General features: G+C 56.5%; 25 protein-coding genes. 8 read left to right on the top strand and 17 right to left on the bottom strand.

Going from position 1 to position 23,526, the window contains the following annotated elements:
• Window positions 1–3 precede the first annotated feature (3 nt).
• The 6 genes from ribD to I5192_RS04465 form a co-directional block, all read right to left on the bottom strand.
• A complete protein-coding gene (gene ribD, locus I5192_RS04490; RefSeq protein ID WP_255612049.1) occupies window positions 4–1,104 on the bottom strand; it encodes a bifunctional diaminohydroxyphosphoribosylaminopyrimidine deaminase/5-amino-6-(5-phosphoribosylamino)uracil reductase RibD in 1,101 nt (366 codons plus the stop codon).
• Window positions 1,101–1,571 (bottom strand): transcriptional regulator NrdR, encoded by a 471-nt coding sequence (gene nrdR, locus I5192_RS04485; protein WP_039534475.1) that lies wholly within the window; start codon window positions 1,569–1,571, stop codon window positions 1,101–1,103. The genes ribD and nrdR overlap by 4 nt, the downstream gene beginning before the upstream one ends.
• Window positions 1,572–1,690: 119 nt before the next feature.
• On the bottom strand, window positions 1,691–2,101 hold the full coding sequence (locus tag I5192_RS04480; RefSeq protein ID WP_223117856.1) for a secondary thiamine-phosphate synthase enzyme YjbQ: 411 nt from the start codon (window positions 2,099–2,101) through the stop codon (window positions 1,691–1,693).
• Between the two features lie 6 nt (window positions 2,102–2,107).
• Window positions 2,108–2,509 (bottom strand): hypothetical protein, encoded by a 402-nt coding sequence (locus I5192_RS04475; RefSeq protein WP_255612048.1) that lies wholly within the window; start codon window positions 2,507–2,509, stop codon window positions 2,108–2,110.
• Between the two features lie 77 nt (window positions 2,510–2,586).
• Entirely contained in the window at window positions 2,587–3,141 is a 555-nt protein-coding gene (locus I5192_RS04470) for a DUF4166 domain-containing protein (RefSeq protein ID WP_223117855.1), read from the bottom strand.
• Window positions 3,131–3,556: a thiol-disulfide oxidoreductase DCC family protein gene (locus tag I5192_RS04465; protein ID WP_223117854.1), complete on the bottom strand. Its 426-nt coding sequence runs from the start codon at window positions 3,554–3,556 to the stop codon at window positions 3,131–3,133. Before I5192_RS04465 ends, I5192_RS04470 begins: the two co-directional genes overlap by 11 nt.
• 68 nt (window positions 3,557–3,624) lie before the next feature.
• Here I5192_RS04465 and I5192_RS22455 point away from each other — a divergent pair, with 68 nt between their 5' ends.
• Both I5192_RS22455 and I5192_RS04460 read left to right on the top strand, forming a co-directional pair.
• Window positions 3,625–3,747 (top strand): hypothetical protein, encoded by a 123-nt coding sequence (locus I5192_RS22455; RefSeq protein ID WP_255612047.1) that lies wholly within the window; start codon window positions 3,625–3,627, stop codon window positions 3,745–3,747.
• Window positions 3,748–3,895: 148 nt separating this feature from the next.
• Window positions 3,896–4,909, top strand: a complete 1,014-nt coding sequence (locus tag I5192_RS04460) for an AraC family transcriptional regulator (RefSeq protein WP_170396293.1) — start codon at window positions 3,896–3,898, stop codon at window positions 4,907–4,909.
• Window positions 4,910–5,091: 182 nt separating this feature from the next.
• Here I5192_RS04460 and rpoD read toward each other — a convergent pair whose 3' ends face one another.
• From rpoD to I5192_RS04415, 9 genes are all read right to left on the bottom strand, one after another.
• Complete coding sequence (rpoD, locus tag I5192_RS04455; RefSeq protein WP_170396291.1) at window positions 5,092–7,080, bottom strand: RNA polymerase sigma factor RpoD; 1,989 nt, start codon at window positions 7,078–7,080, stop codon at window positions 5,092–5,094.
• Between the two features lie 114 nt (window positions 7,081–7,194).
• Window positions 7,195–9,144 carry a DNA primase gene (gene dnaG, locus I5192_RS04450; protein WP_223117853.1) on the bottom strand — a complete coding sequence of 650 codons (1,950 nt, stop codon included), beginning with the start codon at window positions 9,142–9,144 and terminating at the stop codon, window positions 7,195–7,197.
• An 80-nt stretch (window positions 9,145–9,224) separates the two neighbouring features.
• Window positions 9,225–9,521: a hypothetical protein gene (locus tag I5192_RS04445; protein ID WP_170396287.1), complete on the bottom strand. Its 297-nt coding sequence runs from the start codon at window positions 9,519–9,521 to the stop codon at window positions 9,225–9,227.
• Window positions 9,522–9,556: 35 nt separating this feature from the next.
• Complete coding sequence (locus tag I5192_RS04440) at window positions 9,557–10,102, bottom strand: sarcosine oxidase subunit gamma (protein WP_223117852.1); 546 nt, start codon at window positions 10,100–10,102, stop codon at window positions 9,557–9,559.
• Window positions 10,095–13,028: a sarcosine oxidase subunit alpha family protein gene (locus I5192_RS04435; protein WP_223117851.1), complete on the bottom strand. Its 2,934-nt coding sequence runs from the start codon at window positions 13,026–13,028 to the stop codon at window positions 10,095–10,097. Before I5192_RS04435 ends, I5192_RS04440 begins: the two co-directional genes overlap by 8 nt.
• Window positions 13,025–13,288, bottom strand: coding sequence for a sarcosine oxidase subunit delta (locus I5192_RS04430; protein ID WP_170565781.1), 264 nt, complete (start codon window positions 13,286–13,288; stop codon window positions 13,025–13,027). The genes I5192_RS04435 and I5192_RS04430 overlap by 4 nt, the downstream gene beginning before the upstream one ends.
• Before the next feature lie 55 nt (window positions 13,289–13,343).
• A complete protein-coding gene (locus tag I5192_RS04425; RefSeq protein WP_223117850.1) occupies window positions 13,344–14,597 on the bottom strand; it encodes a sarcosine oxidase subunit beta family protein in 1,254 nt (417 codons plus the stop codon).
• 196 nt (window positions 14,598–14,793) lie between these two features.
• On the bottom strand, window positions 14,794–16,224 hold the full coding sequence (locus I5192_RS04420; RefSeq protein WP_170396277.1) for a Glu/Leu/Phe/Val dehydrogenase: 1,431 nt from the start codon (window positions 16,222–16,224) through the stop codon (window positions 14,794–14,796).
• A complete protein-coding gene (locus I5192_RS04415; protein WP_170396276.1) occupies window positions 16,211–16,519 on the bottom strand; it encodes a hypothetical protein in 309 nt (102 codons plus the stop codon). Before I5192_RS04415 ends, I5192_RS04420 begins: the two co-directional genes overlap by 14 nt.
• A 129-nt stretch (window positions 16,520–16,648) precedes the next feature.
• Between I5192_RS04415 and I5192_RS04410 the strand changes: the two genes are divergently transcribed.
• From I5192_RS04410 to I5192_RS04400, 3 genes are read left to right on the top strand one after another with little or no spacing between them, the layout of a single operon-like run.
• Window positions 16,649–18,376 carry a pilus assembly protein TadG-related protein gene (locus I5192_RS04410; protein WP_255612046.1) on the top strand — a complete coding sequence of 576 codons (1,728 nt, stop codon included), beginning with the start codon at window positions 16,649–16,651 and terminating at the stop codon, window positions 18,374–18,376.
• Window positions 18,373–18,990: a TadE/TadG family type IV pilus assembly protein gene (locus I5192_RS04405; RefSeq protein ID WP_170396272.1), complete on the top strand. Its 618-nt coding sequence runs from the start codon at window positions 18,373–18,375 to the stop codon at window positions 18,988–18,990. The genes I5192_RS04410 and I5192_RS04405 overlap by 4 nt, the downstream gene beginning before the upstream one ends.
• A complete protein-coding gene (locus tag I5192_RS04400; protein ID WP_170422339.1) occupies window positions 18,977–19,573 on the top strand; it encodes a TadE/TadG family type IV pilus assembly protein in 597 nt (198 codons plus the stop codon). Before I5192_RS04405 ends, I5192_RS04400 begins: the two co-directional genes overlap by 14 nt.
• On the opposite strand, the gene I5192_RS04395 is transcribed toward I5192_RS04400, so the two are convergent.
• Window positions 19,570–20,040, bottom strand: coding sequence for a hypothetical protein (locus I5192_RS04395; protein WP_170565779.1), 471 nt, complete (start codon window positions 20,038–20,040; stop codon window positions 19,570–19,572). The genes I5192_RS04400 and I5192_RS04395 overlap by 4 nt on opposite strands.
• A gap of 159 nt (window positions 20,041–20,199) precedes the next feature.
• On the opposite strand from I5192_RS04395, the gene I5192_RS04390 reads away from it, so the two are divergent.
• On the top strand, window positions 20,200–21,111 hold the full coding sequence (locus I5192_RS04390) for a pirin family protein (protein ID WP_223117849.1): 912 nt from the start codon (window positions 20,200–20,202) through the stop codon (window positions 21,109–21,111).
• Between the two features lie 7 nt (window positions 21,112–21,118).
• On the opposite strand, the gene I5192_RS04385 is transcribed toward I5192_RS04390, so the two are convergent.
• The gene (locus I5192_RS04385) at window positions 21,119–21,706 is read right to left on the bottom strand and encodes a TetR/AcrR family transcriptional regulator (protein ID WP_170565777.1); all 588 of its coding nucleotides are present in this window, start codon (window positions 21,704–21,706) and stop codon (window positions 21,119–21,121) included.
• Window positions 21,707–21,806: 100 nt separating this feature from the next.
• On the opposite strand from I5192_RS04385, the gene I5192_RS04380 reads away from it, so the two are divergent.
• Window positions 21,807–22,055 (top strand): hypothetical protein, encoded by a 249-nt coding sequence (locus tag I5192_RS04380; RefSeq protein WP_170396262.1) that lies wholly within the window; start codon window positions 21,807–21,809, stop codon window positions 22,053–22,055.
• 128 nt (window positions 22,056–22,183) lie between these two features.
• Window positions 22,184–23,470: a homoserine dehydrogenase gene (locus I5192_RS04375; protein ID WP_170403375.1), complete on the top strand. Its 1,287-nt coding sequence runs from the start codon at window positions 22,184–22,186 to the stop codon at window positions 23,468–23,470.
• Window positions 23,471–23,526 lie beyond the last annotated feature (56 nt).

Here is a 23,526-nt window from a genome sequence, read left to right as displayed (position 1 = left end):
AGGCTAGTGCGTCACGCGCGCCCAGCGATGTAGGATATCGCCGCCAACGACCTGTGTTTCGATCAGATCAAATCGGGGGGCAGTATCCAGAGTATCAAGCCTCAGTGCGCCGATCGCGGACAGACCTTCGGCCCCGATGGTCAGCCCCGCTGTAAAACCGACCAACTCATCGACCAGATCGCCCTTTAGCAAAGATGCGGCCAATGCTGATCCGCCTTCGCAAAAGACACGCGTCAATCCGGCCTGCCCAAGCTGCTGCAACAGATCAGCCGCATCCACGTGATGACCATCCAGCGCACAAGGAATCAGACGGGCACCCAACCCCTCCCACGCACGCGCACGCTCGGGGTCTGGATGGGGGCCGTGACAGAGCCAGACAGGGATATCGGACGCGGTTCGCGCAAGTTGCCCCATCAAGGGCAAATCCAGATGTCGCGAGACCACCACGCGCACCGGCTGATGCTGCACGCCCAGATCACGAACCGTCAGCGACGGGTCATCGGCGCGCGCTGTCCCTGCCCCAACCATCACCGCATCGTGGCGCGCACGCATCGCATGCACCGCGCGGCGAGCATTTGGACCTGTGATCCACTGACTGTGCCCGGTTTCCGTAGCAATCCGTCCATCAAAGCTGCTGGCCAGTTTCAAAGTCACAAACGGGCGGCCCTGCTCGGTTTTCAGGAAAAACCCTGCGTGGTCGCGTGCTGCCTGTTCCGCCAGAACACCGGTGGTGACCTCAATCCCGGCCTCGCGCAACATGGCAAACCCTTGCCCTGCGACCCGAGGATCGCTGTCTTCGATCGCCGAGACCACACGGGTAACACCGGCCGCAATCAGCGCTTCGGCACAGGGCGGCGTCTTTCCGTAGTGTGAACAGGGTTCAAGCGAGACATAAGCGGTGGCACCTCGCGCGGCCTTACCCGCCTGCGTCAGAGCCATAGGTTCTGCATGCGGACGACCCCCGGGCTGCGTCCAGCCGCGACCAACGATGCGTTCATCGCGCACGACGACACACCCGACGGACGGATTCGGCCAGCAGGTGCCTTGGCCGCGCCGCCCCAATGACAGGGCCAGCGCCATATATCGCTTATCTGTATCGCTCACTCATCCGTCGAAGGTTGCGGCGGGCGCAACTCGTGGACAAACTCCTCGAAATCATCGGCCGCCTGGAAATTCTTGTACACACTCGCAAAGCGAACATATGCGACCGTATCAATCCGGGCCAGCGCTTCCATTACAATTTCACCGATTTTATTCGAAGGGATATCGGTTTCCCCCATGCTTTCAAGACGGCGCACGATACCGGAGATCATCTGATCAATCCGATCGGGATCAATGGGCCGCTTCTGCATCGAAATACGGATCGAGCGTTCCAGCTTGTCGCGGTCGAAGTCTTCGCGCTTACCGTTGGTTTTGATGACGACCAGATCACGCAGTTGCACGCGTTCATAGGTGGTGAACCGTCCGCCGCAGGCCGGGCAGAACCGCCGTCTACGGATCGCGACGTGATCCTCTGCCGGGCGTGAATCTTTGACCTGAGTATCGATATTTCCGCAAAACGGGCAGCGCATCCGCCGTCTCCTCGTCCCTAGCTGGCCACTTTTTGTAAGCGCTGCGGCTTACTTATCCACAACTATAGGACAGCCTCTAGGGTTTGGGTAGTCGGAATTTTCCACCCCAATATAAAGCGTCACCCAAAATGCGCAGCGACCTTTCTTTCATGCGGCGCGTTGCGGTGTTCAAACAGATATATCCCTTGCCATGTGCCCAGCGCAGGCACCCCACCTGATACTGGTATCGACAGCGAAACAGGCATCATCGCGGCCTTGATATGGGCGGGCATGTCGTCCGGCCCCTCATAGGTGTGGCGCAGATAAGCCATCGACGGATCATCCGATTGCGGCACCAGCCGTTCAAAGAATGCGCGCAGATCAGTCTGCACCTCGGGGTCGGCGTTTTCCTGAATAAGCAGCGAACAAGAAGTGTGGCGCACAAAGAGCGTCAGCAAACCGTCCGAAACCGGCCTCAGCCAACTGCGCAAAGGGGCGGTAATCTCATAGAGCCCCACGCCCTGTGTCTGAATCGAGAATTCTGTCTGCATCGCAGGTCAATTGATAAACGGACGGACGCCGCACCGTGCATTTGCGCCCTGTACCGACATGCTGTCACCCGGCTGGAACCCGGCTGTGACCGAAAAGCTGCCTTTCTGCGGGACATTGGCGGGTTGTTTCAGTGTGAACTGTACCGCCGTCCGGCGTCCCGTTGTCACGCTGGGGCCGTAGCCGCGCAGAACGTAGATTTGTTGCTGCCACCCAGCACCCAATTTCCGGCGGGCAAAATCAGCAGCGGCGCACCAATATCCATCAGTATCCTGACGTGTCCTTGGAATGACCTCAAAGTCTGTGCCGCTCATCGGTTCCGTTCGATAACCGTTCGGCGCTGCATCGACAACGCCCGCAGAGCTGGTCATAAGCAGTGCTGCAAATGCGCAAAGTATTGTCTGTTTCATCGTGACCATCTTCCTGTTTCCATGTGAAATATAGACTAGTGCGTCGCCATCGTCAGCAAAGCGAACTAACGATCATGTCAGCTTGACCCACGTGGTTCGTGAACAGGCTCTAACCATCCCTGATAGCGGATCAGGTGTCCCAATCCCGGTGCTGTCGCCGAAATGTCAAAGCGAAATCGCGATTGTGTATCCTCGGCCTCGGTCGATCCGGAACGTGGTAAAAGAAACCCCGGGCACGGAATGCCAAACAAAGCGAGGCGGCGGATCTCAATGGTCAGCCCCTTATCGGTTCGCACTGGCTGCAGCCATATCGTCAGCCCGCCGATCTGTTCCCGAACCCAGCCACGAAGCGGATCAAAACTGATCTGCGAGCGCGTTTTGTGGCCTGCGAAATCTCGATCCCATTGCCAATATGCGCCAGGCTTTCGGATCGTGAGGGTAACCGGCAGATCTTCGCCCGCAGGTGGAAATCGCCTGATGCGAAGTGCCAGAGCGACCAAAACGCCTCCGCCACGCTGAATGATGCATCGACCAGAGTAGCGACCTTCCCCGCTGTGCAAATCCCTGACCAATCCAGGCACAGCTTCATCTATACCCAGCGCCTGCAGGAATGGATCACGATCAGAATCCATCTTGGGCAAACCGCGATCTGAGAGAAGGATCAGGAACTAGGCACTCATCCCGCCGCCCAAATAGCGCATATCTGTTACGGGCAATCATCCGGTACAGCGGGTTCTTCAGAAACCTCGGCAGGTATCGACACAAGGACAATACCCGCCACGGACCATATAATGCACGCATCGCAGCGGCAAATGCGTCGAGATTTTGGTGCACCTTTCCTTTGACGATCACCAAATTGGTTTCAAATTCGTCTGTCGGCAGGTTCAGGAGAGTATAAAGCTGCTGCCCAAGCGGTGACTGCGCAGTTGCAAATAGAAATTTCTGATCTCGATCATGGCGCAACATGAAGTGAAAAAACCCTGAACACAGCACGCATTCACCGTCGAAGACGATCAAATCTGTATCGATGGAAAGATAATCAGCCACGAGAGATCAAGAAATAACAAAAGGTTCCCCGTGATGCTGTCACGTCGAATGCGCCGCAGCAATGCGACATGACTGACCAGAAGAATGAGAGGGGCGTGCCGGGGAACCCGTTGAAACGGCTTGGTGGACCGCTCGCTCAGGCTCTGACCTTTTCCCCAAAAGGCGCTGACCCGACAACACCGGTCATGTAGCTATTGGCCAAGGCTACGGACATGGCCATTTCTGCCATATCTTTGTGAGTTGCGGTCAATTCCTGGGTATCAGCACCGAGGCTGGCGCATTGCCACGGTTTGCCGCTAGGGTAACGGTATTACAGTAACGCGTTTTTTGGGCTGGGTGATGGACGTCGACATTTCACGCATTCAATTGCTGACACGGACCCTTGAGGATCACGCAAGCGCGACCGTGGTGGAACAGGTCCTGAGTGACTGCGCATTGACCCGCAGCGATATTGAACCGCCTGCCAAAAGGTACAGCGCCCACAAAGAAGCGCTGTTTGTCCGACACGCCTGCGATGCACTTGGCGATATCACCTTTGGCGCACGGGCGGGTCTGGAATTCAGTTCTTCTTCCAGCATTACGGCCTATATCAGCAAGTACTCTCGTGATCTGAAGCAGGTGATCGAGAATACGGCGCGGTTTCATGGCATTATCGACCCGGCCCTGGCCTTCAATCTGCGCCTTTCAGGTAACGCTGCCTCGCTTGAGGCCGATTGGAAAGACCCGAGCTTTTCCCGCTATCATCGGCGGACCGAGTTCCTGCTGTTTGGCGCGATCGCCCGGATGCGGGCGTTGACTCAGTTGAATCTGAATCCGATTGAGATACGGTTTCAGCACACAGTTGGGCAACACCAAGCCACCTACCAGAAAATCGGAGGTTTCCCAGTTACCTTCGGGGCCGAACGCTTGGAAATCATCCTGTCGCTGCCCTCGCTGGAAACACCGATCCCAACTTACGACCCTAGCCTGCGCGCGCATTTGGTTGAATTTGGCGAACGCCTGCTGGCCGAAAGACAGTCGCCAAGACAGAAAACCCGAGCACAGATCGAAGGGTTGATCACAGATGCGATGCCGGGGGGAATCGTACAGGTGGACGACGCCGCCTCCCAGCTCGGCCTAAGCCCTCGAACATTGGCTCGCCGCCTGGCTGACGAAGGCACTTCATATCGCGAGATTGTTGAAGATTTACGATGTGACCTGGCGCAGACCTTCATCAAGAACGGTATGCATCTGTCCGAAATCTCGTATTCGCTCGGTTATTCCGATCAGGCTGCGTTTTCCACCGCCTTCAAACGTTGGACGGGTCAGGCCCCGACTGCTTTTCGCAAACGTGTCTCTCATCCGCTTTCATGAAGCTAAAAAGTGGCCGGGGGTCATCAGCCCAATCACCTCGCCCCGGCCTGTCCATGAGTGGACAGCGGCGATATAAAGATGGCATCCCGGACTCCTTGCGAATTCCCGCCAATTTGATTTGAAGTTCAGTCATTGTGAGCGGGCGAAAGAAAAAAGCGCCTCGGGATGAGGCGCCTTTCGATTTACTGATCTAGGAAGGACCGCAATTTACGCGACCTACTCGGGTGTTTCAGCTTACGCAGCGCCTTCGCCTCGATCTGGCGGATACGTTCGCGCGTCACGCTGAACTGCTGACCGACCTCTTCCAGCGTGTGGTCGGTGTTCATGCCGATGCCAAAGCGCATCCGCAGAACCCGCTCTTCACGCGGGGTGAGGGAGGCCAGAACCCGTGTGGTGGTTTCCTTGAGGTTTTCCTGAATGGCGCTGTCCAGTGGCAGCACGGCATTCTTGTCTTCGATGAAATCGCCCAGCTGGCTGTCTTCCTCGTCACCGATTGGTGTCTCAAGGCTGATCGGCTCTTTGGCGATTTTCATCACCTTGCGCACCTTCTCAAGCGGCATTTGCAGCTTTTCGGCCAGTTCTTCCGGCGTTGGCTCGCGGCCGATTTCGTGCAGCATCTGACGACCTGTCCGGACCAGCTTGTTGATCGTTTCGATCATATGCACCGGGATACGGATCGTGCGCGCCTGATCCGCGATCGAACGCGTGATCGCCTGACGGATCCACCAGGTCGCATAGGTCGAGAACTTATAGCCCCGGCGGTATTCGAACTTGTCCACCGCCTTCATCAGGCCGATGTTACCTTCCTGAATAAGATCAAGGAATTGCAGGCCGCGGTTCGTGTACTTTTTGGCAATCGAGATCACCAGACGCAGGTTGGCCTCGACCATTTCCTTCTTGGCTTGCCGCGCCTCTTTCTCACCCTTCTGAACCTGCTGCACGATGCGGCGGAATTCAGGGATATCGAGACCAACATATTGGCCGACCTGCGCCATGTCGTTGCGCAGTTCCTCAACCTTTTCGGTCGAGCGTTCGATGAACATCTGCCAGCCCCGGCCCGGCTTCTCGGCCATTTCAGCCAACCAGTTCGGATCCAGCTCGCGCCCACGATACGCATCGATGAACTCGCGACGGTTGATGCGAGCCTGGTCAGCCAGTTTCACCATCGAGCTGTCCAGTGACATAATGCGCCGGTTGATGCCATAGAGCTGGTCAATCAGAGCTTCGATCCGGTTGTTGTGCAGGTGAAGACCATTCACCAGTTCAACAATCTCAGCGCGCAGCTTCTGATAGGTTTCTTCGTCCTTCGCGCTGAAAGTGCCATCCTCATTCAGCGTGGCAGAAATCCGGCTGTCCTGCATTTCGGACAGCATTGCGAAGTCGGTCGAGATGCGTTCCAGCGTGGTCAGCACCTGATCCTTCAGCGCTGCTTCCATCGCGGCCAGGGACATGTTGGCCTGATCGTCGTCATCATCGTCATCATCATTGGCAATCGGGTTGCCGTCAGCGTCAAGCTCCGGCCCCTCATCCTTGGCAGGCTTGGCCGCCTGCACCGATGAGGTATCGACAACCGGCTCTTCAACCTCGCCGTCTTCATCCATCTGGTTGCCGAAAGTGGTTTCCAGATCGATGACGTCCCGCAGCAGAATGTCTTCGGACAAAAGTTCGTCATGCCAGATGGTGATCGCCTGGAAGGTCAGCGGGCTTTCGCACAGACCAGCGATCATGGTGTTCCGACCGGCTTCAATCCGCTTGGCGATAGCAATCTCGCCCTCGCGGCTCAGCAGTTCGACTGAACCCATCTCGCGCAGATACATGCGTACGGGGTCATCGGTGCGATCCAGCTTTTCGGTTGCGGCACCAGCCAGCGCAACCTCGCGCGGGCCTTCGGTGGTGACCAGTTCGGTCGAACCTTTGTTTTCTTCTTCTTCGGCTTCTTCATCTTCGATGATGTTGATGCCCATCTCGGACAGCATCGACATAACATCTTCGATCTGTTCCGAGCTGACCTGATCAGGCGGCAGAACCTGATTGAGCTGGTCGTAGGTGATGTAACCTTTCTCGCGAGCCTCGGCGATCATCTTCTTGACCTGGGCCTGGCTCATGTCCAGCGAGATTTCCTGTTCCTGCTCGTCGGATTTGCGGTCTTCGTTCGTATCCTTGGCGGCCATTCAATGCTCCTGCAGGGATGGGTGATTCGTTTGAACCGAATCATTAGCGCGTAGAAGTGATTCGGCCACCCGTTTACCCGTTTTTCTTTTCCAGTGCCTTACGAAAACACCACTTCATCGATGTTTCCGTTCGAATTTGATGCCAGACGTGATGGCCTCAAACGCGTCTTTCTCATCGCGGTTGATTCGCGCACCATTGTCGGCGATGTCGAAAACGGCCCTGTCTTCGTTCTGGCTGCGGCTTGTACGGTTGCGCTCTTCGGCGGCTTGCGCCAGCCGATATGTCAGCGCCTCATCGGCCAGATCAGACAATTCCTCTGCCGCTTCGGCAATCTCAGCATCCAACCCCCGGAGCGCTTTGATCTTTGCGAGTTCCTCGGCCAGCGTCATCTCGGCCTTTTCAACGTCGCCCGGTTTGTACACACAGGGGATCACTGCGACATGGCGAAGGGCCAGCAGGTTTTCAAGGGGTTCCGGTCCCAAAGTTTGCATGATGTGATCCTGCAGATTGTCCGGATCGTCGATGGCATGGCGCAGGATTGCTCCCCGCAAGGCCGCATGATCAGGGTCGTGGCAATCCATTTCTTCCAGCTGAGTTTCGAATTGCACGACAACTTGTGGATTCAGGATGGCAATCGCGAGAATTGCCGCTTCGCGCAGTTGAATATCCGCATTCTCAGCCGAGGCCAGAAATGACGCCCGTGCGCCTGGCGTGGCAGGCTGTGCCTGCGGCTGCCATTTTCCGCGCGGTTGCCACGGACGATTTTGCGATTGTCGCTGTGGGCGAAACAATTGCCAGCGCAGGTCCTTAATTTCCTGCCCGTAGTGCGATCGGATCGAGGGGTCGCGGATCAGCTTGATCTTCTCTCGCAGGGATTTATCCAGCGCCGCTTTGCGTTCGGGGCTGTCAAAGACCTTGCCTTCCGTCTCGCGTTGCCAGAGCAGTTTGACCATCGGGATTGCAGCATCCAGCACATCCTGCACCGCCCCCGAACCTTCGGCGCGCAACAGATCGTCGGGATCCTTGCCTTCGGGCATCAGGGCAAAACGCAAGGATTTGCCCGCTTCCAGCAACGGCAGTGCCAAATCGACCGCTCGCATCGCCGCGCGCAGCCCTGCCGTATCGCCGTCCAGAGCGATGATCGGCTCGTCAGAGATGCGCCAAAGTAGTTGCAACTGATGCTCGGTAATCGCAGTCCCCAATGGCGCAACCGACGCGCCAAACCCGGCCTCAGCCAAAGCGATCACGTCCATATAGCCCTCGGCCACAACCAAAGGCTGCCCCTTGCCTGCCGCCTGTCGTGCGGGGCCATGGTTGTAGAGGCTGCGGCCTTTGTCGAACAGTTCGGTCTCGGGCGAGTTCAGGTATTTGGCGTTGTCATTGGGATCCATCGCCCGGCCACCAAACGCAATGCACCGCCCGCGCGGGTCGCGGATCGGGTACATGATGCGGTTGCGGAATGTGTCATAGGGCTTTTTGCCCTTGTTCGAAGGTTTCGCCAGCCCGGCCCCAAGGATCAGGTCCTCGGAGACATTCTTACCGGTTAGATGATCCCACAGAGTCTGCCAGCCCTCGGGTGCGAAACCGATTTCCCAACGGTCCAGCGCCTTCGCGTCAAGACCGCGACGTGTCAAATAATCACGTGCCGCCGCCCCTGCCCCAGTCTTGAGTTGCAAACGAAAGAACTGCACAGCCTGTTCCATCACCTCGGCCAGCTGTGAACGGCGGTCCTGCTTTTCCTGCGCCTTGGGATCACGCGCGGGCATCGGCATCCCGGCCTCGCGCGCCAGAATTTCCACGGCTTCTATGAAAGAGACATTCTCGGTCTCTTTCACAAAACTGATCGCGTCCCCTTTGGCGTGGCAGCCAAAGCAATAATAGAATCCCTTTTGGTCATCGACGTGGAACGAGGCGGTCTTTTCGTGATGAAATGGGCAAGGCGCCCACATATCCCCCTTGCCCTGATTGGATTTGCGCTGGTCCCACATGACCTTACGCCCAACAACCTGAGACAGGCTGAGGCGCGTGCGCAGTTCATCCAGAAATCCGGGGGGCAAAGACATGGGTCAAACCTGCCAGAAATGAAAACGCGCGCCAAGGGGATGGCGCGCGGTTGTCCACAGAGAAATGATCTGACTGTGGATTATTGTTGTAAACACAACTCCAGCCACGCAGCTCCGAGATCCTTCTTACGCACGTCGCGCATCTTTTGCTCATATACCCAAGGCGTGATCAGCGGAACAGCGGCATTGTAGTTCTCGGGCCAGGTAGGACCACTGTCGGCCACCGCCTGCGCCACATCGCGTTCCTTGACCCGGTCAAGTCGTGCTTTCTGTATCGCGGCAACAACGTCGGCCTGATACTTGCAGCTCTGTTCCTTGGTTTCCTGTGCAACCACTGGCGTGGCCAGCACGGCCGCAACGATGGCGATACGCAACATGGGGATCTCCGAAGATTCGTTTCTATCAGCGCAGCTTACCCGCGCGCGGCGATGCCTTCCATCGCCCTTTTCAAATCGTGAACCAGTGTCTCAGCCATGGATCGGAAGACCATGATCTGAAACGTGTTCTCCCCAACGCGCGTGATCGAAGCGGTCATGTGGAACAGCAGGGTCCGGGCGGAGTGGCCGCGCTTGAAGTTCGCCTTACGCAGATCAACAGGCACTACGCGCGCCAGTACGTCTTCGACATCAGCACCCTCTAACCGGACCACAGCCCAGGCATCTGATTGGTCCACAATGGCCGCATTCTCGGTCAGGGTCGCATCAGGAGACGGCCCGATCAGCATCGCATGCGCCGGGCCGAACCAGATCGCCCGCGCGCCAGCCTTACCCGTTGCGCGGTTGGCCGACGGATAAGCCATCCCATGCGCTGCTTTCAAAGCCTCCGATAGCGCCTTTTGCTTACCCTTGAAAGGTGAGATCGAATGGATCGCGCCCGCATCCTCTTCGCTGAGCGTTACAGAGCCGAAGGTCAAAGGCAGCAACCCGTCGCAGGGTGTTTTGGCGGTCAGATTATCCACGGACGCGCCCTCCTTCGGGGTCAAAGAAAACCGGGTTCACCACTTCACACAGGGTTGTCACGCCGCGCAGATGATCGACCATTTTCACGATTTCTCCATACCTCTCAGGCCCGTCCGCCAGGAAGCCCAAGCCCAACATCGTTTCCAGCGTCGGGGAATAACACACGGAGGTCAGATAGCCCTGATCATTGATGCGCACCGGCTCGGCCTCTTCCCGGTAAAGATGCGCACCCGCCAGCAATTCCTTGCTTTCGCCAATGGGTTTGAGCCCGACCAACCGCTCGCGCCCCGGCTCTTCAAGCCCTGGACGTTGCGACATGGTTTTGCCGATGCAATCCTTCTTCTGCGACACCATCCGACCCATGCCGATATCATAGGCAGTTGTCCGTCCGTGGATCTCGGAATGCGTAATAAAGCCCTTTTCGATGCGAAGAACGTTCAGCGCTTCCATCCCATAAAGACCACCGCCCAGTGTCTCAGCCCGCTCGGTCAAAATATCGAACAGGGTCGCGCCATAGCGCGCAGGCACAGCGATTTCATATGCATGCTCGCCCGAGAACGAGATCCGGAACAAACGCCCCTGCACACCCAGCACCGAGATCGATCCGCAAGCCATGAAGGGCCAGCTTTCTTCATCAAGAGGTGTGTCCAGCAGATCGTTCAACAATTCACGCGATTTTGGTCCGGCCACGGCAAACTGTGCCCACTGTTCAGTGACCGAGATGCACGAGACATCCAGATCAGGGCGCAGTCCCTGATGAACGAACTCCAGATGCTTCATTACATCGCCAGCACCTGCTGTGGTGGTGGTCATCAGGTAATGCGTCTCTCCCAGCCGCGCGGTGGTGCCATCATCCATGACGAATCCATCCTCACGCAACATCAGGCCATATCGCGTTCGGCCAACTTTGAGGGTCGAGAACATGTTCGTATAAACGAAGTCCAGAAACGCCCCCGCATCCGGCCCCTGTATGTCAATCTTGCCAAGCGTCGAGACATCGCACACCCCGACGGCCTGACGCACCATGTTGACCTCACGGTCACAGGATTGCCGCCACGTGGTTTCTCCACCCTTTGGGAAATAGCTGGGGCGATACCACAACCCGGCCTCAACCAACGGAGCTTTCCGCGCTACGGTCGCTTTGTGCGAAGTGATAAAGCGTTGCGGCTTGAAACCCTTGCCTTCAGCCCCAGCACCCAGCGCGGCAATGGCGATAGGAGAATACGGAGGGCGGAACGTCGTGGTTCCGGTTTCGGGTATCGCGCGCCCGGTGACGTCCGCTAGAATGGCCAACGCCGCCACGTTCGAATTCTTGCCCTGATCCGTCGCCATACCTTGCGTCGTATAGCGCTTCATGTGCTCGACTGACCGGAAGTTCTCAGTCGCGGCCTGTTTGACGTCTTTCACTGTAACATCGTTCTGGAAATCCAGCCACGCGCGCCCTTTGCCGGGAACGGCCCAAAGCTGCGTGATCTCGTATGGCGTATCCTCGGCCTGCGGTGGCACAGTCTTCGTGGCCTTGTAGCCAAGATCGCCAAGTACGCCTTTGGCTGCCTCAATCCCTTCACGAAGGCAGGCTGTAGTTGAGAAAGATCCGTTGCACGCACCCGCTGTCACCATGCCCGGCACGGCCCCTGGCGTTGGCACAAAGGCTTCGATCTCACGCTTCCAGATCGGGCGGCTATTCATGTGACACGTTAGATGAACCGAAGGATTCCAGCCCCCTGTCATGGCAAGGCAATCCGTGTGTATCCGTTCTTCTCCACTGGCACGGCGCACTGTAATCGCCTCCAGCCCTTTACGGCCCGAACTGTTACAAACTTGCGCCCCGCGTAGAACCTCGTAGTCGTCAGACAAGGGCGCGTCATGGCGGCTATCGATCACAGCCGCCACATGGACACCAGCATCCAACAAATCACGAGCAGTGCGATGGATATCGTCAGTATTTCCGAAGATCGTCACATTGCGGCCCGGGCTGACACCCCATCGGTTTAGATACGCCCGCACCGCGCCAGCAGTCATGATCCCCGGGCGATCATTGTTGCGGAATGCGACCGGGCGCTCCAGCGCGCCTGCCGCCAGAACTGACCGCTTGGCCACGATCCGCCAATAGGTTTCCAACGGCGCCCCGTTGGGGCGGTGATCCGTATGGTGAAAAACGCGTTCCAACGCCGCAAAGGTACCTTGGTCATAGGCACCTGCGATAGTGGTCCGGGTCATGATGCGGACATTGTCCATCGCGGCCAACTCGGCCAGCACTTCGTCAACCCAATCGGGACCCGGTTTTCCGTCGACCTCATAGGTCTCGGCCAGCAGACGCCCACCCACGCGACTGTTTTCGTCGGCCAGAATGACGTCCGCGCCGGCACGACCAGCGACCAGTGCGGCCATCAGCCCCGCAGGCCCTGCCCCGATAATCAGCAGATCGCAAAAGGCATAAGCGCTTTCGTACTTGTCGGCATTGTCTTCGCCCGACAGTGCTCCCAATCCGGCGGCACGTCGAATGATCGGCTCGTATAGCTTTTCCCAGAAGCTTTTCGGCCACATGAAGGTTTTGTAGTAAAAACCCGCGCCCAAAAACGGGGAAGCCAGATCGTTGATCCCCATCAAATCGACACTCAGGCTGGGCCAGCGATTCTGGCTGCGCGCTTCAAGTCCCGGATAGATCTCTTGCATCGTGGCGCGAATATTTGGTTCTTGTCCTGCGCCTGCCCCCACGGTCATCAGCGCATTCGGCTCTTCGCTGCCTGCGCTCAGCACACCCCTAGGCCGGTGGTACTTGAACGAACGCCCCATCAGTCGTACGCCATTCGCCAAAAGCGCTGAGGTCAGGGTGTCGCCCGCATAGCCGCTATAGCTGGCACCATCGAAAACAAACGGAATCGACTGCGTACGATCGATAAGACCCTTTCCATCGATCCTCATGCCCGCTCCTCCGATGCCGGCTGCGCGTCGATCATCTCATGCGTGACCGTGTTTCGTGTGACCACGATCCAAGTACCGCACCCGCCTTCGTGATACCAAAGCTCTCGTGTCGGCCCTGCCGGGTTTTCCCGTTGGTAGACAAAATCATCCCAAGCCGCCTCACCGGCATCCGGGGCCGGTCGGTCCAGATCCACTGCCGCCCCGCGATAGTAGAATTCGCGCCGATCCCGCTCGCCGCAATATGGACAGGTGATCCTCATAGCCGCGCGCCCTTCTTGATCTTTTCAATAATACCCAAATCCAACATCGCGCCCCTCAATGCAGATTGTGCTGAGAGCCCTTGCCCTCTTCATCGATAATCCCGCGCCCGGTGCGGAAACGATCCAGTCGGAAGCCGGTGGCATTCTCGTGATACCGATCCGTCGCAATCAGATGCGCAAACACGTTCCCCGAACCCGGAACCGCCTTGAACCCGCCATAGTTCCAGCCGGCATTCAGATAGAGCCCGTCGATATCCGTCCGGTCGATGATCGGAGAGCCATCGGGCGACATATCCATGATCCCGCCCCAGGATCGCAGCACCCGCGCCTTGCCGATCATCGGCATCAGCGCCATCCCGGCCTCCATCACGCTTTCGACGGTGGGCAAGTTACCTCGCGCCGCATAGGAGGCGTAAAAATCCAGATCACCGCCAAAGACCAGACCGCCCTTATCTGACTGGCTGATATAGAAATGCCCCATGCCAAACGTCACCACATGATCGATGCAGGGCTTCAGACCTTCGGTCACGAAGGCCTGCAAGACATGGCTTTCAATCGGCAGCCTCATTCCAGCCATCGCCGCCACCTGACCTGAACGCCCGGCAGCAACCATCGCCACCTTCTTGGCCCGGATCGGCCCACGCGAGGTCTGAACACCGCGCACCACGCCATTCTCGATATCAATACCGGTCACTTCGCAGTTCTGGATCAGATCCACGCCGCGCTGGTCCGCTCCGCGCGCATAGCCCCAGGCCACGGCATCGTGTCGCGCTGTACCTCCGCGCGGGTGGTAGAGACCGCCATACAGAGGGAACCTAAGGTCATCGAAATTCAGATAGGGCACCATCCGCCTCAATTCATCGCGATTGAGCAGGATAGCATCGTCACCCTGACTGATCATCATGTTGCCCCGGCGCGCAGCGGCATCACGCTGCCCGTCCGAATGGAACAGGTTGATGATCCCGCGTTGCGAATGCATGACATTGTAGTTCAGATCCTGCTCAAGACCTTCCCACAGCTTCAATGAGTGCGAGTAGAACTCGGAATTGCCCTGCAAAAAATAGTTCGCGCGCACAATGGTGGTGTTGCGCCCGATATTGCCCCCACCGATATAGCCCTTTTCCAGAACAGCGATATTGGTCAGACCATGTTCCTTGGCCAGATAATAGGCCGTGCTCAACCCATGACCTCCGCCGCCGATAATGACGACGTCATATTCGGATTTCGGTTCAGGCTCGCGCCAGTGCGGCGTCCAGCCTTTGTTGCCGGTCAGGCCCTCTTTCAGGACACGTAAGCCGGAGAAACGCATTCAGAACTCCCTACAGGTGTGTCGGCATCAAACCAACTTCACCCAGCAGTAACAACGCCGGAATCCGGTTCCACTCCTGTTTTCGACGAAAACTTGTCGCTGGGCGACTAATCCATTCACTCTGACGACTTCGACCTAAATGAAAAATGGCCAACCCGATGGTTGGCCACTCAAGAATCTTCTGTTGTCTGGGCGCTCAGAGGCCCTTGGCGCGATAGCTTTTTGAGACGCGGTCGATCGCAACGATATAGGCCGCCGTGCGCAGATCGTCGACATCTGCGCGATCATGCCAGACTTCGCTCATCGACTGATAGGCAATGCGCATCGTGTCATCGAGACCAGAACGCACCAGCTCCAACTCGCCAGCGCCCTTTAGGTACTTGGCCTTGAAATCCGGAGACATCGACCAAGCGTCACCCAGATACCGATCCAACCGTTCCAGTTCGCTGACGATCAACTCATGCCGAGCTTCTTCCTGACGCCGCTGCATCCGGCCAAAACGGATGTGGCTGAGGTTTTTGACCCATTCAAAATAGGACACGGTCACACCACCGGCGTTTGCATACATGTCAGGAATGATCACCGTGCCTTTCTTGCGCATGATCTCATCAGCACCCGCCGTGACAGGCCCGTTGGCGGCCTCGATGATCAGTGGTGCCTTAATACGTTCGGCGTTGGATAGGTTTATTACCCCCTCCAGCGCCGCCGGAATCAGGATGTCACACTCGGCTTCAAGTACCGCGCCGCCCTCGGCGGAATGCGTGGCGTCGGGATAGTCCTTCACGCCGCCATGCTTGACGATCCACTGCCGCACGGCTTCTACGTCGATGCCATCGGGATTGTACAGTGCGCCATCCCATTCGATGATGCCGACCACACGCGACCCGTCTTCCTCGCTGAGGAACTTGGCTGCGTGATAGCCCACGTTACCCAATCCCTGCACGACGACGCGCTTTCCGTCCAGCGTGCCTGACAAGTTCGCCTTCTTGACGTCTTCCGGGTTTCGGAAGAATTCGCGCAACGCGTATTGGATGCCGCGCCCGGTTGCTTCGACCCTGCCCGCGATGCCTCCCGCGTTCAGCGGTTTACCTGTCACACAGGCTCGCGCGTTGATATCGGTCGTATTCATCCGCGCATATTGGTCAGCCATCCACGCCATTTCGCGCTCGCCTGTTCCCATATCGGGCGCAGGCACGTTCTGTGAGGGGTTGATCAGATCGCGCTTTGCCAGCTCATAGGCAAAACGACGCGTGATCTGTTCCATCTCATGTTCTTCATACTGGCGAGGATCAATGCAAAGGCCCCCTTTCGAGCCACCAAAGGGCGCTTCGACCAGTGCACACTTGTAAGTCATGAGCGCAGCGAGCGCTTCGACCTCATCCTGGTTCACCGCCAAGGCATAGCGAATGCCACCCTTTACCGGCTCCATATGTTCCGAATGAACCGAACGATATCCGGTAAAGGTGTGGATCTGCCCCCGCAGACGCACCCCGAACCGAACGGTGTAGGTGGCATTACAAACCCGTATCTTCTCTTCTAGCCCGGGCGGCAAATCCATCAGAGACGCCGCTCTGTTGAACATCAAATCAACACTCTCACGAAAGCTGGGTTCTTTAATGCCGGTCATAAAATCCTCCGTGCCGGTAGACGAGATACGTCATGACTTTTTGTCGCACTGCTTGCCAAATACCGCAATCAGTAACTGCACGTATTTTCATCAGTTTGTGAACTTTACTTTTCAGCTCCATTGGTGAGTCGGGCGTTAACGAAAGCCGCGCGATTGTCCAAAGGCGCGAAACAAAACCACCAATAACACCGGGAATAAAGCTGAATCTCGTTAAAAACGAGCAGCATAGTGTCCACTGCGCCCAAATCTCGCCACGATCCGTGGGTAAATTATTAAAGTTGCGAAGTGCTGGCATCAGTGTGTCTGATCGACCGAGGAACCAATTATGCGCAAGTTTGATTTGAAGGCCCAATTCAACCGTCTCTGCCGCGAAAACAGTTGTTCGCGGCACTTGCGGCACTTTGTTTCTTCGACAGAAGGCACGATGACGATCCTTGCCCTTTTCCTGATCGTGATAGTCTTCACCGTGGCCGGGTTCGCGGTCGACGTCATGCGGTATGATCGCGAAAGGGTAAGGCTACAATACGCACTGGACCGCGCGGTCCTTGCCGCAGCTGACCTGGACCAAGAGCTTTGCCCACGGGTCGTGGTGAATGATTACATTCGCAAAGAAGGTTTCGATACGAATATCATCAAAAATATCAAGGTCGAGCCCGAGACATGCACGACAAACGACGACGGAACCGTGACTCAGGTTGCAGAACTTGAAGGAAAGCGGAAAGTCGAAGCCAGCGCCGACATGAGCATTGAGACACACTTCATGAAATGGAGTGGCGTCGATTACATTGATACAACCGCCACCAGCATCGCCGAAGAATCGATTGGTAACGTCGAAATTTCATTGGTTCTGGACGTCTCGGGTTCGATGCGCGGGACAAAGCTGACCAACCTCAAAAGTGCCGCTGAGGACTTTATCGATGAGATGATCCTGAAATCTGAAGATGGTAGATTGTCGATCTCAATCGTGCCCTACTCGGAACAGGTGTCGGTGCCTGACTACCTTATGAATGCTTTGAACACGATCGGGGCTAACGAAAGGGCCAATTGCATCGATTTCCAGGCTTCGGACTACACAACGACCGATTTCAACTATTACGACATCGTGGACGACGAAGGAAACATCATCACAAAAGGGGATTATGTCCCGCAAACTCTTCATTTCAAGGATAATGGCTCCAGCGACAAAAGGTTCAGCGACACGTTGGTAACCAGCAATACGTGCCGTCTTGAAACCACCACAGATCGGCGAGAGATGACGGTAATCCAGAATGATCCTGACATTCTGAAAGGTCAGATCCAGAATCTTGTGGCAAGCGGCTGGACTTCGATCGATGTGGGCCTCAAGTGGGGTCTAACTTTGCTTGACGATAGTATCCAACCGCTGATCGCTCAGATTGCAGACAGTTCAGAAATTCCGGACTCGTTCGCGATTCGGCCAGCCCCTAACAAGACCACGGACACCCTCAAGGTTCTGGTGCTGATGACGGATGGCGAAAACACTTATCAGCACAAAGTGAATCCGCCTTATAATGACGGCCCCTCGGACATCTATTGGAATGAAGATGCCGAAACGTATTCTATCTACGATGAAGAGTATGACCGCTGGGCTTGGCCTAATGTCGCCACAACTGTGCGGGACAGTTCGTACAGGCGCTGGACCCGCGACAAATACCAAGATCATGCCCATGGCAATGGGACTTATATGCGCTACCGCTGTACGGATTACTACAACGGCACCTGCTATTCGATGGATCGATCGCAAACACGCGAAGACTCCGAAGGGCTTTCAACAGATTCCGATCCGGTAGAACTGGAATGGCCTGATGTCTGGGCGCATACTGAAAAATACGCAATTCGGAATATGTTGCGTCACGCTTATGGCTGGGATCGCGGCGAAGAATTTGCAGCTGACTCCACGACCGAAATTGGTCCTTCGACCAAAAATCCAAATGTTGTAGATCTCTGCGAAGAAGCTGAAGAAGATAATGTCATCATCTTCTCGATCGCTTTTGAGGCACCCTACGGTGTTAAGCAGATGCTGAAAGACTGCGCGATCAAACCTGCCCGTTACTATGAAGCGACCGGCAATCAGATTGAACGCGTCTTCGATTCAATCAGCACCTCCATTCAAAACCTGAGGCTGACCCAATGACAAAGACACTGCGGAATCGGCTTCGGAGATTTCGAAAGAATGAGGATGGAAACTCGTCTATCGAGTTTATCTTCTGGTTTCCATTCTTCCTGTATGTCGCTTATTCAGGCATGGATCTGGGATTGCAATCCTTCCACCATGCCGATCTTGAACGATCTCTGGATATGACAATTCGGGAGGTTCGGCTTAATCGCCTTCCTGAAGGGGAAGATGAATGGGATCACGCGCTGCTGAAGAAAATGATCTGCGACGAAGCGCTGATAACCAATTGCTCGGAAAACCTCGCGCTCGAGATGAAGTCCATTGATCCGCGGGTCGGCAATCAGTTGGATCCAACCCCCTATTGCGTCGACACTCCGGAGACAATTCGTAAGCCGGACGAAGTTGTTTTTGAACAAGGGACTTCAAATGAGCTTATGATTATCCGCGCCTGTCTTGAGGTTTCACCTGTTTTTGGGCTTTCGATGCTGAGCGGCATTGCGAAGCAGGACAACGACGGCCAATGGGAATTGCAGGCGACGACCGTATTTGTTCATGAACCATTTGGTGGTTCATCAGCTGATCCTGACGATTCATCTGACACAACAGTGGATGTGGCCGATGCCTCGAACTAACAAAGAAAATCGCAACCTTCCCAAGGCACTGCTGAACCGCTTTCTCAAACGAGAAGACGGCGCCTTATCGGTCGAGGCAATGCTGATATTGCCGCTGCTGTTCTGGTCAATGTTTGCGTCTTACACCTATTATGACAGCTATCGCCAAAGCGCGATCAACATCAAAGGAGCCTACGCAGTTGCGGATGTGCTCTCACGCGAAGCTGAAGATGTTAACGCCGCGTATATCAACACTATGTACGACCTTCTGGAAAACATGGTTGATACCAGAGCACCGGTCTCGATGCGTGTGACCTATCTGACCTATGATGGTGATAACGATCTCCACGATGTTCTATGGTCCTGCGTGCGGGGCACTGGATATCAGAAATGGACCGACGCAGAGATCGTGAAAATCAAACAACGGCTTCCGGTAATGCCTGATAACGGCTCAATGATACTGGTCGAAACCAACAATACATACAAAGCGCCATTCCAGATGGCATTCAAATTTGCTGACTTTGAAATGGATAATCTGGTCTTCACACACCCGCGTGTTTTCGACCAGATCGTCAATACCGACCCTGCTTGCTTGGGTGTCTAACTCTTTTCAGCAAGCATCGCCGACAGCATTTCCGACATGTATTTGGTCTCGGCGGCGGCTGTCATGCCGCCTATGCCAATCCTTCGTCCGACACGCCACCAAAGACCGGGCGCCCACTGGTTTGAGCTTCGTGCATGAGTGATTACCAAGAAGCCATTTGATGGCTTAAATGCGAACACGCCCCGGTCTACGCCTTCGACATCCTCGATATTGCAGATCACCTGCCCCGAGCCTGTGCGCAATTGGGATTGGGTCAGCTCGATCCTGTCTTCGGTCGCGTACCACATGCGACGGGCTAACCAGAACGCAGCTGCCCCGGAAACCAGTAAGAAGACCTGCCAGCCTAACTCAGGCGGCGATGCCAACGCGACGTAAATGACCAACGCCCCGACCGTGACCAGCATCCCTACCCCAGTCCAGCGCCGCGGTGCCGAGGCCGCGACTGTAGCCAGCACTTCTTCTTGCATATTGTTCTCCTGATTGTCCGCCCGCTTTAACCGCTTTGATACGCAAAGGACAGCACCGCGTCACCTGTCTGAGCATCTTCGCACAGCTTCAGTGTTCCTGCGCAAATTGACTGCCTCAGGCCGACGCATAAGTTCCGGTCAAAGGATCAGGAGGCGTTTATGTCACTCAGACCAACTTTGGAATTCCGCAAGGCGGTCCCGACAATGGAAGGCGCGGGCGTCAAATTGCACCGGGCGTTTGGGTTTCAGGACCCGTCGGAACTGGACCCGTTTCTGCTGTTCGATGATTTCCGGAATGACAACCCATTGGACTATATGGCCGGTTTTCCGTGGCATCCGCATCGGGGCATCGAAACGATCACTTATGTCCTGTCCGGTACAGTCGAACACAGCGACTCGCTGGGCAATAGCGGCACGCTGGGTGCCGGAGATGTCCAGTGGATGACCGCCGGGTCAGGTATCCTGCATCAGGAAATGCCCAAGGGGTCGGCCAGCGGTCAGATGCATGGGTTCCAGCTGTGGGGCAATCTGCCATCAGATCAGAAAATGGCCACCCCGCGCTATCAGGACGTTCAAAGCACTGATATTCCAGAAATCATCGATGATGATGGGACAAAGGTCCGTGTGATTGTCGGTACATTCTGGGGACGTACCGGCCCAGTGGACGGTATCGCTGCCGATCCGCAATACCTGGATATCAGCATACCGGCAGGGGTGAAAAAAACCATTCCGATCGACACATACCGCCGGGCCTTCGCCTATATCTTTGAAGGCAGCGCTGCCTTTGCGGATGCGTCTCAGCCAACTGGAATTCTTCTAGAGAAAGAGATCGCCGGGCAAGAGGTCAACATCCGCGACATGTCAGGAGACAGGACGTTGGTTCGGTTCGGGACCGGAGACGAAATCACGGTTCAGGCCGGGCCCGAGGGTGTACGGTTTCTTTTGATCTCGGGCGCTCCGATCGATGAACCCGTGGCGTGGCATGGCCCGATCGTGATGAATACGCAGGCAGAATTACAGCAAGCGTTTCGGGAGTTGCGGAACGGAACGTTCATCCGCCCGGCCCACTAAGGGCTGGTCAGGCGGTAACCGCTTTGCGGACCATGTCCCAATACACCTGCTCGACCTCATCCAGCGACAGGCGGCCGCCGCTGCGATACCAAGTGATCACACCATTCAGCATGGCGATCACCGCCAAGGTAGCGATCTTGGTATCGGAGACCGAAAATTGACCCGATTGCTGCCCGTTACGCAGAATATGCTCTAACGAGTCCTCGTAACGGCGGCGCAAGGCCTCGATTTCGGCAAAATTTTCGGGGTTCAGATTGCGCAGCTCCATATAAGCGATGAACACCTCGTCGGGACGCTGCAGGTGAAAACGGATGTGGAACCCGACAAACTGACGCAACGCATCTTGTGGATCATCAAACCGGTCGAGATCGTCATAGGCGGCCATCAGATCCTGCATGTGATCGCGCATCAGCCGAAACAGCAGGCTCTGCTTGTCGGGCGTGTAATTATAGAGTGCCCCAGCCTGCACCCCCACCTCGCCTGCGATCTGCCGCATTGAAACCGCGGCATAGCCATGACGGGCAAACAGCCCCAGTGCGGCCTCACGAATGCGGGGGCCGGTTATATCGGAATGAGAACCTTGTGTACGCGCCATGCTTCGATCGTATCTGAACAGACGTTCAGATAGAACCCCGCTTGAACCATTCCGACAAAACGTGCATCACGGGATACACGCTGCGACCCGAAGGACTGCGATGAAGCTTTTGCTGCCCATTCTCTTTGTGCTGGCCACCGCCGGCTGCGCAAATATCCCAGAGTTGGAAGGCAGCGAAACCGCCGCATTGCGCAAGGCACCCTACCCCAAGCTTATTGCTTTAGATCCCGCCCTCGGTCCTCCGACCGATCCAATCAGCGAAGCGGAAGAGGTAGAAGAAGACCTGACAGCACGCAGCGAAGCGTTGGCGGAAAAGGCCGAAGCGCTGCAGAATGCCGAGATTAACTAGGATTTCGGTCACGTCACTAGCTCCAAAAGATTAGACGGATTGCACCCCTGCCTCGAACCCGCTAAGGCAGCCCGCAAAGGACACTTCGCCATCGCGGGCGGTATTGCGAGCAGAAAGGACCCAAGGGAATGACACAGGCGCTGAGGCTTGGAATTGCCGGATTGGGAACCGTTGGCGTGGGTGTGGTTAAAATTGTGCGTCGTCATGCCGATTTGTTGCACGCCCGCACCGGGCGTCGCATCGAGATCACCGCAGTTTCGGCCCGTGATGCCAGCAAGGACCGTGGCGTAAACCTCTCGGATTATGCATGGGAAACCGATCCCGTTGCATTGGCCAAACGCGAAGACATCGATGTTTTTGTCGAACTGATGGGCGGCGAGAACGGCCCCGCGAAAGCTTCGGTCGAGGCGGCGCTGAACAGTGGCAAGGATGTCGTCACCGCAAACAAGGCACTGCTGGCGATTCATGGGCAGGAACTGGCGGAATTGGCCGAAGCCGCAGGTCGTGTCATTCGCTTCGAAGCGGCTGTCGCGGGTGGTATCCCGGTAATCAAATCTCTGACCGAAGGACTGGCGGGTAACGAGATCACGCGTGTCATGGGCGTCATGAACGGTACCTGCAACTATATTCTGACCCGGATGCAATCGCAGGAGTTGGGCTATAACGCCCTGTTCGAGGAATGCGCGCAGCTTGGCTATCTTGAAGCCGATCCGAATCTGGATGTTGGCGGCATCGACGCGGCGCACAAACTGGCGCTGCTGTCTTCGATTGCCTTTGGCACCAAGCCGAATTTCGATGGGATCGAGATCGAGGGCATTCAGCATATTAGCCTCGATGACATCCATCAGGCCCACGACATGGGGTATCGCATCAAGCTGTTGGGTGTAGCACAGCGAACGGCGCGCGGACTGGAACAGCGGATGCAACCCTGTCTAGTGCCGAGCAATTCTCCGCTAGGTCAGTTGGAAGGCGGAACAAACATGGTTGTGCTGGATGGGGACGCAGTTGAACAAATCGTTCTGCGCGGCCCCGGTGCCGGTGAAGGTCCCACTGCCAGCGCGGTGATGGGCGACGTTTGCGATCTGGCGCGAGGCTTGCATATACCGACATTTGGCCGCCCTGCGACGACCCTACAAGACGCAGCCTCCGCCGTTACTGGCTTACCTGCACCCTACTATCTGCGGCTCGGTCTTCTGGACAAGCCCGGCGCTCTGGCAAAGGTCGCGGCGATTCTGGGCGATGCTGGCGTCTCGATCGACCGGATGCGGCAGTATGGGCACACAGAAAGCACAGCGCCCGTGCTGATCGTGACCCACAAAACCACGCGGGCGACGCTGGACCATGCACTGGATGGCCTGCGCGCCACCGATGTGGTGGCCGGAGAACCCGTCGCCCTGCGTATCGAACAAGTCTGACCCCTTGCGGCCTATGCTGCGCGCAGGCTATGCCGGATAAAACGCCTTAGCTGACC

Origin of the sequence: Ruegeria sp. SCSIO 43209 (assembly GCF_019904295.1) — a bacterium.
GTDB lineage: Bacteria > Pseudomonadota > Alphaproteobacteria > Rhodobacterales > Rhodobacteraceae > Ruegeria.
The sequence above is the reverse complement of the archived record's forward strand: the minus strand, read 5'-3'. Positions and strand labels throughout refer to the sequence as shown.